The organism is Lentzea sp. NPDC059081 (assembly GCF_042738015.1).
In the GTDB taxonomy this organism is placed as follows: domain Bacteria; phylum Actinomycetota; class Actinomycetes; order Mycobacteriales; family Pseudonocardiaceae; genus Lentzea.
In genome coordinates, this window is sequence record NZ_JBHYGW010000001.1 from 1,077,238 (window position 1) to 1,089,338 (window position 12,101).

Consider the following 12,101-nt stretch of genomic DNA (forward strand, 5'->3'; position numbering starts at 1 on the left):
TGCTGGAAAAGCCGGTCAGAGCCCGGTTCCGGACACTCCGGTGTGGAAGGAGGCCAGCCGGACGGCCACCTCGTCGAGAAACTCCGAACTGCGGTTGAACGCCACGCGCACGTGGTCCGCGCCGGCCGCGGGGTCCGCGTGGAAGACGGTTCCCGGCGCCACCAGCACACCGGCCTCGCGCACCAGCCGGTGGGCGAAGCCGTCGCTGCTCTCACCCGCCTCCGGCGGGATCCGCGCCATGAGGTAGCAGCCACCGTCCGGGAGACGGCACTGCAGGCCGATCTTCTCCAGCAACGTGACCACGCGGTCGCGCTGGGACCGGAGGTCGTCGGTGGGCCGCGCGAAGCCGGGGTCCTCGGCCGCCGCCTTCGCGACCGCCTCCTGCAACGGCGCGGGGGCTCCTGCGCACACCGTCGCGTGCACCTGCCGGGCGATCGAGGTGAGCTCGACGCTCGCGCGGAGGTAGCCGAGCCGCCAGCCGCTCACCGAGTGGGTCTTCGACAGGCTGCCGACGAGGAAGCTGCGGTCCCGCAGGCTGGGGACCTCGGCCACGGAGACGTGCGGTTTGCCGAAGGTGAAGCCGCTGTAGATCTCGTCGGAGATCACGACCGCGTTCCACTCCCGGCACAGCGCGGCGATCTCGGCCCACTCGGACTCGTCCAGCATGTGACCGGTCGGGTTGTTGGGCGTGCTGACGATCACCGCGCGCGTCCTCGGGCCGAACGCGGCGCGCAGCTCGGCGGGGTCGAAGCGCCAGTCGTCCGGCCGGGTGCGCACGAACCGCGTGACGCCGCCCGCCAGCGCCACGGCGTTGACGAAGTTCTCGTAGTACGGCTCGAACACCACGACCTCGTCGCCGGGGTCGACCACGGCCAGCACGGCGGCCATCAACGCCTCGGTGGCGCCCACCGTGATGGTCAGCTCGGTGTCGGGGTCGGTGTCGCCGGGCAGCGTGCCCGCGATCCACCGGCGCAGCTCGCGGTTGCCGTCCGGGAGCTCGTACTGGTTGCGGCCGGAGCGCAGCGCGTCGCAGGCCAGGTCGATCAGCCGCGGTGACGTCTCCGGAGCGCCCGGCACGCCGAGCCCGAGGTCGAGGGCGTCCGACCGCGCAGCCTCGCCGAGCAGTTCGAAGATCCGTCCGGCGACGAGCCCGCGCACGCGCGACGACGCGCGCGGGGCGGGGACGGTCACGTCCCTGTCCTTTCCCGAGTCCACCGCTCAGCCCTCGTCCGCGGCGAAGCGCCGCTGCAGTTCCACCAGGTCGGTCTTGCCGTTGGCGTTGACGGGCAACGCCTCGAGCGCCAGCCAGCGCCGCGGGACCATGTAGGCGGGCACCCTGCGCGCCACCGCGTCCCGCAGCACGGGGACGGTCAGGTCCTGCTCGGCGGCGACGAACGCCGCGCAGATCTCCGGTTCGCCGCGGCGACCCGGCGTGGTCACGACCGATGCCGCCGCGACCTCCGGCACCGAGTGGAGTGCCGTCAGCAGGTCGTCGAGCTCGACCCGGTAGCCGCTGATCTTCACCTGCCGGTCCGCGCGGCCGTGGAAGCGCAGCAGACCGTCGGGACCGATCCGGCCGAGGTCGCCGGTCCGGTAGAAGCGGCGGCCGTCCCGTTCGAAGAACGCCCTGGCGGTGCGTTCCGGCGAGCGCCAGTAACCGGGCGTCACGCCGGCGCCGCCGATCACGACCTCGCCGATCTCGCCGTCGGGCAGCGGAACCAGGTCCTCGCCGACCACGGACACGTCCTCCCCCGGGATCGCGACGCCCATCGGCAGGGGTTCGCCCGGCGGGTCGGTCACGGTGTGGAAGCAGCTCGCGATCGTCGCCTCGGTGGTGCCGTACACACCGGTGAACGAGACGTGCGGCAGCCGCTTCATCCAGTACGCGAGGTCGTCGGGCAGGAACACCTCGCCGCCCCAGACGAGGCGGCGCAGGTCCGGCAGGTCGTCCTCGGTGAGCACGTCGTACCGTGCGATCGCGCTGAGCATGGACGGCACAGTCGCGATCTGCGTGACCCGCGAGGACCGCAGGAACTCGACCAGCGCGATCGGCGTCAGGCTGGCCGACGGGGGCACCAGGTGCAGTTCGGCGCCACAGCTCAGCGCGCCGTACACGTCCCACAGCGAGCCGTCGAAGTGCATCTGGAGATGGCAGGTGACGCGGTCCTCGGCGGTGAACCCGAAGTGGTCGTGGGCCCAGCCGACGAAGTGCGCGATGCCGTCGTGCGTGAGCTGCACCCCCTTCGGCTCGCCCGTGGACCCGGAGGTGAACAGGAGGTACGCGACACCGGACTCGCCGACCGGCGCCTGCGGGTCCTGCGCAGACGCCGCCGCCAGTGCGGTCTCGTCCAGCACGGGCACGTCCGCGGCCGCGGTGCCGTCGGGGACGACCAGCGCGGTCACGACCTCCGGGGACACGGCGGCCAGCACGTCGGCGGCCAGCACGGAGCGGGCCGCGACGGCAAGCAGCACGCACGGGCCCACCTGGCCGACGACGGACGCGAGGCGGCTGACCGGGCTCGCCGTGTCCAGCGGCACGCACACGCCACCGGCCCTCAGCACGCCCAGCAGGTACGCGACCATCTCGGGCGACTTCGGCGCCAGCACGCAGACCCGCCCGCCAGGGCGCAGACCGCCCGCGAGCAGGGTGTTCGCCACGCGGTTCGCGGTCTCGTCGAGCCGGCGGTAGGTGAGGCGCCGCTCACCGTGGACGATCGCGACCGCGTCCGGTGTCCGCGCGGCCTGGGCGCCGACGAGCGCGTCGAGCCGCGTCACGCCGGTTCACCCTTTCCGACCGGGCTGTGGAATCCCACCGAGATACCTCCTCGCAGAAACGCGTGCATGCGCCTTTCGACGGATAACCCTGCACGGCGGCGTTCCTCCTGCGATACCGGCGCATTCCCGCGGCCCGTGCCACCTGGTCGCGGTGATCGCCGATGACGCGGTGCGGACCGGCACAAGCCTCTCATTCATCCGCATTCGTCCTCGATACATCCGCAGGTCCGGCACAACGAGAAGAGCACTTCGCCCCACTTGCGGTCCGATGAGCGCGGCGATGCCGTGAATTACCGCGGAATGGGCCTTGCTCAGTGGCCTTTCGGACACGCCGGCCGTTTACTGGGCCCATGCCCTCGACTACGAACGACCCGAGGACCGGCCTCCCGCGACAGGTCTTCCCCGCATTGCGCGAAGACGACATCGACGACGCAGTTCGCACGGCGCGCACGAGCGCTGCCCGCTGGGCCGCGCTCACCGTCGGCGAGCGCTCCCGGCGCCTGCTGCGGCTCGCCGCCGCGGTCGAGGACAACGCCGCGGCCTACGTGGACGGCGAGTGCGCCGGCACCGGCAAGCCCCGGCCGGAAGCCGAGGGCGAGGTCGCGAACTGCGTCGACCTGCTGCGCTTCTACGCGGGCGTGGTCCGGGGCGATCTCAGCCCGGCGAGCGGGCATCGGCTGCCCGGCCGGGAGAGCTGGGTGCGGTGGGAGCCGCTCGGCGTGGTCGGGGTCGTCGTGCCGTGGAACTACCCGCTGATGATGGCGATCTGGCGACTGGCCCCCGCGCTCGCCGCTGGGAACGCGGTGATCGTCAAACCCGCCGAGACCACGCCCGACAGCGTGCTGCTGCTGGCCGAGCACGCCGCGGAGGCACTGGCCCCCGGTGTCCTGACCGTGACGACCGGCGACCGGGAGACCGGCCGGCTGCTGGTGGCGAGCGCGGTGGACGCGATCGCCTTCACGGGCAGCCCGCAGGGCGGGCTCGACGTGCAGGCCAGGGCCGGGCTCCGCCGGGTGAGCCTCGAACTGGGCGGCAACTGCCCGGTGGTCGTGCTCCCGGACGCTCCCGGGCACACCTACGACGACATCGTCGCGGCCTGCACCTACAACGCTGGCCAGAGCTGCGCCGCCCCGGCGAGAGTGATCACCCTCGCCGAGAACCACGACGCCACCGTCGCCGGCCTGGCCGAGGCCATGCGCCGCCGCCGCGCCGGCGTCGACTTCGGCCCCCTCAACAACCCCGACCAGATCGCCCGGTACGACGCCATCGTCGGTGCCAGCAAGGCCGCGATCCGCGAGCAGGGCGAGGTGGCCGTGGCCGCCGGCGAAGAGGGCGGCTACTGGCGCCCCGGCATCGTCCTCGCCGACCTGCCCGACGACGACCCCGCCGTCGTCGAGGAGGTCTTCGGCCCCGCGCTGACGGTGCAGGCGGCCGACTCGCTCGCGCACGCCGTCCAGATGGCCAACGACGTGCCGCAGGCGCTGGCGGCGAGCGTGTGGGGCGACTCCGTCGCCGACCTCCTCGGCGTCAGCCGCGAGCTGCGGGCGGGCGAGGTCTGGGTGAACTGCCACCTGGAGCAGACGGCCGACCTGCCGCACGGCGGCCGCGGGCAGTCCGGCACCGGCACCGACCTCAGCGTGCTGGCCCTCACCGAGTACCAGCGGCCGAAGACCGTCACCGTCAGGATCGCCTGACCGGCGGCGAAACCACCGCCGAATGAGAGTTCCGTTCTCTTCCGGCTCTTGGGCACGTTTTCTCGCAATGCGCAACGGGCGAGGGTAATCGGAAGGTAACTCGAGAAGTTCTTTCGAGTTGCTCCGCCCGGCCGGTTCTTCGCGGATCACCCGGCCGGCCCGCCCCGAGCGCACGACCACTCATCACCACCCGGTTCAAGGAGAGTTCGCATGGCAATCGTCCGTTCGTCGGCCCAGGACACCGTTCTCGACGCCGTCAACGAATGTCTCGTCGAGTTGCTCGGCATCACCGAACTGACTCCCGACACCGACCTCGTGGACAGCGGTGTGCTTAACTCCTTGTCGATGGTCGGCCTCATTGCGAAACTGGAGCGGCGCTTCGACATTCGAATCGCCAAGGACGACCTCGACCTCGCCAACTTCCAGAGTCCGCTCGCGCTCGCCCGGCTGGTCGGCGCGAAGACCGCAAGCCCATCCAGCCCCACCGACTAGGACACCCGATGGTTGAAGTGCACAACGCGACAGGTTCCCCGTACGACTGGCGGTCGGTCCAGGAGCGCTGGCTCCCCGTGTGGGACCGGCTCGACCAGTTCCGCGTGGGCAGGAACGAGGGCCGGCCGCGCAAGTACGTCCTCGACATGTTCCCGTACCCCTCCGGCGACCTGCACATGGGCCACGCGGAGGCGTTCGCGATCGGGGACGTCGTCGCGCGCTACGAGGTCCTCAAGGGCAACGACGTGCTGCACCCGATCGGCTGGGACTCGTTCGGCCTCCCCGCGGAGAACGCCGCCATCAAGCGGGACGCGCACCCCGCGGAGTGGACGTACGCGAACATCGCCACCCAGGCGGCGTCGTTCCGCCGGTACGCGGTGTCGGTCGACTGGTCGAAGCGGCTGCACACCTCCGACCCGGAGTACTACCGCTGGACCCAGTGGCTGTTCGTGAAGATGGCCGAGCGCGGCCTGGCGTACCGGAAGCTGAGCTGGGTCAACTGGTGCCCCAAGGACCAGACCGTGCTGGCCAACGAGCAGGTCGTCGGCGGCCGGTGCGAGCGGTGCGGCACCGAGGTCACGAAGCGCTCGCTGCGCCAGTGGTACCTGCGGATCACCGACTACGCCCAGCGGCTGCTCGACGACATGGACCAGCTCACCGGCCACTGGCCGGAACGGGTCCTGCAGATGCAGCGCAACTGGATCGGCCGCGCCGAGGGGTCCGAGATCGACTTCGCGGTCGAGGGCCTGGCCGATCCGGTGACGGTGTTCACCACCCGGCCGGACACGGTCTACGGGGTCACGTTCCTCGTCGTGGCGCCCGACGCGGCGCTGGCCGCCGAGCTCTGCTCCCCGGAGCAGCGGCCGGAGCTCGACGCGTACCTCGAAGAGGTGAAGCGGCTCTCCGACATCGAGCGCCAGGCGAGCGACCGCAAGAAGACCGGTGTCTTCCTGGGCCGGTACGCGACCCACCCGCTCACGGGTGAGCGCGTGCCGATCTGGGCGGCCGACTACGTGCTGAGCGACTACGGCACCGGCGCGGTCATGGCGGTGCCGGCCAGCGACCAGCGCGACCTCGACTTCGCCGCGGCCTTCGGCCTGCCGGTGCGGGTCGTCGTCGACACCGGCGAGGCGGACCCGGCCCAGACCGGCGTCGCCGTCACGGGCGCAGGCAAGGCGGTCAACTCCGGCGAGCTCGACGGCCTCGACCAGCCGGAGGCGGTCGAGCGCGTCAACGAGATCCTCTCGGCCAGGGGCGTCGGCCGCACCGCGGTCAAGTTCCGGCTGCGCGACTGGCTCATCTCCCGCCAGCGCTTCTGGGGCTGCCCCATCCCCGTGGTCCACTGCCAGGACTGCGGCGCCGTCCCCGTTCCCGAGGACCAGCTCCCGGTGCGGCTGCCCGACCTGCGCGGCGCCGCCCTCGCGCCGCAGGGCGTCTCGCCGCTGAGCACGGTGCCGGAGTGGACGACCGTGCCGTGCCCCCGCTGCGGCGGTCCCGGCCAGCGCGACACCGACACCATGGACACGTTCGTCGACTCGTCCTGGTACTTCCTCCGGTTCCCCTCACCGGAGGACGACACCCGGCCGTTCGACCCGCAGGAGCTGCGCAAGTGGCTTCCGGTGGACCGGTACATCGGCGGTGTCGAGCACGCCATCCTGCACCTGCTCTACAGCCGGTTCGTCACCAAGGTGCTGGCGGACATGGAGCTGCTCGACTTCGGCGAGCCGTTCCGCGCCCTGCTCAACCAGGGCCAGGTGATCCTCAACGGCGCGTCGATGTCGAAGTCCACCGGCAACCTCGTCGACCTCGGCGTGGAGCTCGAGACCTACGGGGTGGACGCCGTCCGGCTGACCATGATCTTCGCCGGTGCTCCCGAGGACGACATCGACTGGGCCGACGTCTCGCCCGCTGGGTCGGTGAAGTTCCTCCAGCGGGTGTGGCGGCTCAGCCAGGACGTCGCCGCCGGCGGGGAACCGGCTGGCGACGACGACGGCGACATGGCCGTGCGCCGCACCACCGCGCGGACCGTCAAGGAGGTCACCGAGCTCGTCGACCGGAACCGCTTCAACGTCGCGATCGCCCGGTTGATGGAGCTGACCACCGCGCTGCGCAAGGCGATCGTCGACGGCCCAGGCCCGGCCGACCCCGCGGTCCGCGAAGGCGTGTCCGCGCTCGCCGTCATGATCAGCCTCTTCGCGCCGTACTGCGCGGAGGAGTGCTGGTCGGCCCTCGGCCACGACGTCGAGGCGGGGGACACGGTGAGCCTGGCGCAGTGGCCGGTGGCCGACGAGCAGTTCCTCGTCGTCGACCAGGTGACCTGCGTGGTCCAGGTGAACGGCAAGGTCCGTGGCCGCATCGAGGTGCCGCCGTCGGTCTCCCCCGACGAGCTGCGGGACCGCGCCCTGGCCGACGAGACCGTCGTTGCCGCCCTGGCGGGCCGGACGCCGATCAAGATCATCGTCCGGGAGCCGAAGCTGGTGAGCATCGTCCTGCCCCGCGGCGAGGCCTGACCCGCTCGCACTCATCGCGGACCCGTTCCCCGGTGGCTCGTCGACGCGAGCCACCGGGGGAAGTCCTCGAGCGTCGGCAGGACGATGTGCGCGCCGGCCAGTTCCACCGGCCCGTGCCTGCCGGTGCTGACGGCCACCGCGTGCGCCCCCGCCTCGTGCGCGGCCGCCACATCGGCCGGGTGGTCGCCGACGTAGGCGAAGGCTCCCAGGGCTTTCAGCACCCAGGCCTTCCCGCTCCCCCACACCGAACCCACCACCTCGTCCACGTCCAGTCCGGAGTGGACGAGGTGCGCGCGGGCGGTGTCCACCGGCTGGCCGGTCAGGACGACGGGCGAGCCACCGAGGCCGCGCACGGCCGCCACCGCCTCGGCCGCCCCCGGCAGGAGAACTGCGGCACGGGGGCCGTGGACGGGGTACAGCGCGCGGTAGCCGGCCACGAAACCGGGCACGTCCTTCGCGGCGAGGTGGCCGCTCATCAGCTCGTCGAGCGGCGGCCCGAGTGCCGCGAGCACGGCCGGCACGTCCACCGGGTGTCCGACGCGGTCGGCCGCGAGCCCCAGCACCGCAGCCACCGCCGGCGTCGTGTCGAACAGCGTCAGGTCCAGGTCGAAGCCGACGACCAAGCCCGTCATGCGGTGTCGCTCCCGACCGACGGACACGGGGGTGCCCCTGCCCGGCGGCGGTCCGCCCACGCCACGATCGGCCCGACCGCCAGACCTCCCGCGACCCCGAGGGCGCCGAGCACGAGCCAGCCCGGTCCGTCCCAGGTGATGATCAGGAAGGTCAGCAGCACCGGCGCCACCATCGCCGCGGTGGCGAAACCGGTGAAGAAGAAGCCCTGGTACTGCCCCCGCCGTCCTTCCGGGGCGAGGTCGAAGCTGACCACCCAGAACACCGTCGAGAAGAGGATCTCCGCGCCCGCGTGCACCGCTCCGGCGGCCACCAGCAGCACGATCTCGGTGAGCACGGAACCGTGGGCGGACAAGGCGAACAGGACGCAGGTCACGAGGAGCGCGAGCCCGGCGAGCCAGCTCTTGGACACGGCCTCACGCACGGTGCGGACCCGGTTCCCGACCCGCACCTGGAAGGCCACGACGGCCACCGTGTTGATCAGGAACAGCGCGGTGATCATCGACTGCGGGACCCTGGTGTGCTGCACGATCCACAAGGGCAGGATCAGGTCCAGCACCAGGAAGTGCAGTGACAGCACGGCACTCACGACGGTCAGGGCGAGGAAGGGCATGTCCCGGAACACCGGCCACCGCGACGGCGCCGTCTCGTCGTGCGGGGTGCCGCTGACCGCCGGGAGCCGCAGGAGCAGGGCCGCGGAGGCGAGCAGCGCGAACGCGTTCGCCACCAAGACCGCGCTGAGCGCCGTGCCCACCTGGCTCTGCAGGGCGAGTCCGCCGAGCGCGGCACCGGCCGCGAGGCCGATGTTGCTGACCGAGCGCATCCTCGCCTGGGTGAGCACCAGGGAGTCCGAGTTCGGCAGCGCCCCGACCAGGGCCTGCTGGGCGGCCCGCGCGCCGCGCTGCGAGACGACGTAGAGGCAGGCGACCGCCACGAACGCGGGCAGGCCGTGGACGAGGAGGTAGGCGGCCACCGCCAGCCCGTGCACGGCGAAGAGGAGCGCCGTCATCCCACGAGGGCCGAACCGGTCGGCCAGGTGACCCAGCGGGACGCCGGCGAACAGCCCCACCGCACCGGCGATGCTGAGGCCGAGGCCGAACTCGCCGACGGTGAGGCCGGACACGCGGGTGAAGTAGAGCGCGGAGCAGGTCATGAAGGCCCCGTTGCCGACGGCCATCAGCAGGGCCGACCAGACCAGCGGACCGCCGCGCGACTCAGCCCGCGGCACGGGCGTTCCCGGCGGCGACCTCCGCGCCGCCCAGTGCCAGCCGGACGCGGGCGAGGCTGTCGGCCCGGCCGAGCAGGCCCAGCACCTCGAAGAGCATCGGGTTGACCGGACGTCCGGTGATCGCGAGACGCAGTGCGGCGTAAGCCCTGCGCTTGAGCTCCGGGGTCTCGTCCAGCCCGGAGCGCAGCCGGGTCTCGAGGCCGGGAACGGTCCAGTCCTCGACGTCCTCGAGCAGGTCCGCGACCGCGGCGAGGGCCTCCCGGTCGGTGTCCTGCCCGCACCGGCTCGCCACGACCTCACCGGGTTCGAAGAGGCAGGCGATCGCCTCGGCGGCCTCGACGAGCGACCGGGACCGGGCCTGGACCAGCGGGGCCACCCGTTCCAGCAGGTCGCGCTGGTGGGGCGGCATCACCTCAGCCGAGGCGCGTGCGGTGTCCAGGTGCGGCCGCAGCAATGCGATGAACTCGTCGCGGTCCAGCGCGCGCAGGTGCTTGACGTTGAAGGAGGCGAGTCGGCCGAGGTCGAGCTTGGCCGGCCGCGACTTCACCCGCGCCGGCTCGAAGGCCTCCGCCAGCTCCGCGGCGCTGAAGTGGTCGCCCCGCCGCGGGTGCGACCAGCCGATCGAGGCGAGGAAGTTGAACATCGCCTGCGGGACCACTCCCCTGTCCCGGTGGGCGAGCACGTCGGCCTCCGGCATGGTGCGGTCGAGAGGCTTGCCGGAGGCGTCGAGCACCGGCGCGAGGTGACCGAAGCGGGGGATGTGGCTCGCCACCCCGATGCGCTGCAGCGCCGCGTAGGCGGCGACCTGCCGGGGCACCGACGACAGCGCTCCCTCACCGCGCAGCGAGTGCGTGATGCCCATCAGCGCGTCGTCGATCGGGTTGGCCAGCACGAAGGTGGGCTGCCCGTTCGAGCGCACGGCCACGGGATCGGCGCTGCCACCGTCCTTGAAGACCGTCCTGCCGTGCACGAGGTCGTCGAACACCGTCTCCCCGTCCGGCAACCTCAGCCGCAGCAGGGGTTTGCGGCCCTCGGCGCGGAACGCGGCCTTCTGCGCCTCGGTGAGGTCGCGGTCGGCGTTGTCGTACTTCGCTCCCACGCGGTCGCCCCGCTGTTCCCGGCGGCGAGCCGCCTCCTCCGGGGTGGAGAACGACTCGTAGAGCTCGCCCGCCTCGAACAGCTTCCTGGCGACCTCGAGGTGCAGTTCCCGGCGCTCGCTCTGCACGTAGGGTCCGTGCGGCCCGCCGACCTCCGGTCCCTCGTCCCAGTCCAGGCCGAGCCACCGCAGCACGTCGAGCAGCGCCCGGTAGTAGTCCTCGCGGACCCGGCCCTGGTCGGTGTCCTCGATCCGCAGGACGAAGGTCCCCCCGTGCCGACGGGCCAAGGCCCAGCCGAAGATCGCGGTGCGGATCAGCCCGAGGCTGGGCGGCCCGATGGGCGAGGGCGCGAAGACCGTGCGCACGGGAGCTGCAGTTTCGTTCCGACTGACCGAAGACACGTCACTCACCATTCTTCGATGAATCACCGAACAAGGAGCAGATGTCCCGAAAATATCGAGCTGGGGGTAACCAGCGGGTAACCGCGGCGTCATCGAGTGACTGACCGGCACGCCCCTGCGGATTACCCGCCGCCGGTTAACCTCCGGCAGAAACCAAGGATCTTCTCAACCGGGAGCTTCGATGAGCGAGACGTTCGCACTCTCCGAATGCCTGCCCGCCGACCTGCCAGAGATCGTGGAGCTGCAGGAGGACCTGTGGCACGGCGGGGAGAAGAACCTCGCCTACCACCACTGGAAGTACCGCGACAACCCGTACCTCGACGGGCGCTACTCGGTGCTGGCCAGGGACTCCTCGGGCCGGGTGGCGGGAATGATCGGCGTGTTCGGGTCGCCGTGGGAATGCGACGGCGCCCGGTTCGTGCTGCCGTGCGTCACCGACACCATCATCGTCCCCGAGCACCGCAACAGCCCGTTGTTCCACCGGATGCTCGACGAGGCGGCGCGCCGGCTGCGGGCGGCTGAACACCCGTGGCTGCTCGACTTCGGTGACCAGGGCTCCATCCCCGCCATGCTGTTGCGGGGCTGGAAGATGGTCGGGCCGTGGGCCCTTTCGGTCCTCACGAGGACCGGCGACCCGGCTCGGCCGGCGTGGTCCGCCGAGCCGGTGCGGACCGGTGCCCGCTCGGGCGTCCCCATTTCGGTGGCGCCGGGAGACGACCAGACCGTCGCGGCGATGGCCGATGTCGCGTCCCGCGTCCCTGACGACGGCCGCGTCCGCGTGGCGCGGGACCTCGAGTACTACTCGTGGCGTGCCGCGAACCCCCTGGCCCGCTACTACTACCTGGTGGCGGGCGACGAGAAGCCGGCGGGGTTCCTGGTCGCCCACCGGTTCGTGCTGGACCCCGACGACGGGCAGACGCCGACGACCATCGTCGAGTGCGAGGCCGACGACCCGGACGTCAAGGCGGACCTGATCGACGTGGCCCACGACCTCCTGCCGGGCAACTGGATCCTGGTCTGGGCACACGACCTGCCGGGCGAGGCGCGGGCGGTACTGGACCGGTGGAGGGCGGAGGTCTCCGAGCCCACGGGCCGGTTCGCCCTGGACGGCCCCCTGCCGAACCTGATGCTCAAGCACACCGGCGCCGTGCCGCGGGACCCGGTGCCCGCCGCGCTCGACGAGCTCGCGAGCTGGGACGTGCGCGGGGTCACCGGCCGGGCCTGGCGCTGAACGGACACCGGAGGGCCCCAGCCCGGACCGCGCGGTCCGGGCT

Annotated in this window: 9 protein-coding genes; 4 read left to right on the plus strand and 5 right to left on the minus strand. The window is 72.0% G+C overall.

All coding sequences use genetic code 11. From position 1 onward, the window contains the following. Positions 1-15 precede the first annotated feature (15 nt). The gene (locus tag ACFWV3_RS04335; protein WP_382408096.1) at positions 16-1,191 is read right to left on the minus strand and encodes a pyridoxal phosphate-dependent aminotransferase; all 1,176 of its coding nucleotides are present in this window, start codon (positions 1,189-1,191) and stop codon (positions 16-18) included. 27 nt (positions 1,192-1,218) lie between these two features. Continuing rightward, positions 1,219-2,775, minus strand: coding sequence for an amino acid adenylation domain-containing protein (locus ACFWV3_RS04340; protein ID WP_382408098.1), 1,557 nt, complete (start codon positions 2,773-2,775; stop codon positions 1,219-1,221). A 350-nt stretch (positions 2,776-3,125) separates the two neighbouring features. Between ACFWV3_RS04340 and ACFWV3_RS04345 the strand changes: the two genes are divergently transcribed. From ACFWV3_RS04345 to leuS, 3 genes are all read left to right on the plus strand, one after another. Further along, entirely contained in the window at positions 3,126-4,469 is a 1,344-nt protein-coding gene (locus tag ACFWV3_RS04345; RefSeq protein WP_382408100.1) for an aldehyde dehydrogenase family protein, read from the plus strand. A 210-nt stretch (positions 4,470-4,679) separates the two neighbouring features. Continuing rightward, a complete protein-coding gene (locus tag ACFWV3_RS04350; protein WP_382408102.1) occupies positions 4,680-4,961 on the plus strand; it encodes an acyl carrier protein in 282 nt (93 codons plus the stop codon). 8 nt (positions 4,962-4,969) lie between these two features. Beyond that, complete coding sequence (leuS, locus tag ACFWV3_RS04355; RefSeq protein WP_382408104.1) at positions 4,970-7,471, plus strand: leucine--tRNA ligase; 2,502 nt, start codon at positions 4,970-4,972, stop codon at positions 7,469-7,471. 11 nt (positions 7,472-7,482) lie between these two features. On the opposite strand, the gene ACFWV3_RS04360 is transcribed toward leuS, so the two are convergent. The 3 genes from ACFWV3_RS04360 to gltX are packed head-to-tail and all read right to left on the minus strand — an operon-like array spanning position 7,483 to position 10,791. Beyond that, complete coding sequence (locus tag ACFWV3_RS04360) at positions 7,483-8,103, minus strand: HAD family hydrolase (RefSeq protein WP_382408106.1); 621 nt, start codon at positions 8,101-8,103, stop codon at positions 7,483-7,485. After that, the gene (locus ACFWV3_RS04365) at positions 8,100-9,329 is read right to left on the minus strand and encodes an MFS transporter (RefSeq protein ID WP_382408108.1); all 1,230 of its coding nucleotides are present in this window, start codon (positions 9,327-9,329) and stop codon (positions 8,100-8,102) included. Before ACFWV3_RS04365 ends, ACFWV3_RS04360 begins: the two co-directional genes overlap by 4 nt. Further along, positions 9,316-10,791, minus strand: coding sequence for a glutamate--tRNA ligase (gene gltX, locus ACFWV3_RS04370; protein WP_382408110.1), 1,476 nt, complete (start codon positions 10,789-10,791; stop codon positions 9,316-9,318). Before gltX ends, ACFWV3_RS04365 begins: the two co-directional genes overlap by 14 nt. 217 nt (positions 10,792-11,008) lie before the next feature. Between gltX and ACFWV3_RS04375 the strand changes: the two genes are divergently transcribed. Further along, positions 11,009-12,058 carry a GNAT family N-acetyltransferase gene (locus ACFWV3_RS04375; RefSeq protein WP_382408112.1) on the plus strand — a complete coding sequence of 350 codons (1,050 nt, stop codon included), beginning with the start codon at positions 11,009-11,011 and terminating at the stop codon, positions 12,056-12,058. Positions 12,059-12,101 lie beyond the last annotated feature (43 nt).

Bases quoted from the DNA above. Each gene is read 5' to 3' on its own strand.
- ACFWV3_RS04345 (WP_382408100.1), top strand. From the start codon at position 3,126: ATGCCCTCGACTACGAACGACCCGAGGACCGGCCTCCCGCGACAGGTC.
- leuS (WP_382408104.1), top strand. From the start codon at position 4,970: ATGGTTGAAGTGCACAACGCGACAGGTTCCCCGTACGACTGGCGGTCG.
- ACFWV3_RS04375 (WP_382408112.1), top strand. From the start codon at position 11,009: ATGAGCGAGACGTTCGCACTCTCCGAATGCCTGCCCGCCGACCTGCCA.
- ACFWV3_RS04360 (WP_382408106.1), bottom strand. From the start codon at position 8,103: ATGACGGGCTTGGTCGTCGGCTTCGACCTGGACCTGACGCTGTTCGAC.
- ACFWV3_RS04350 (WP_382408102.1), top strand. From the start codon at position 4,680: ATGGCAATCGTCCGTTCGTCGGCCCAGGACACCGTTCTCGACGCCGTC.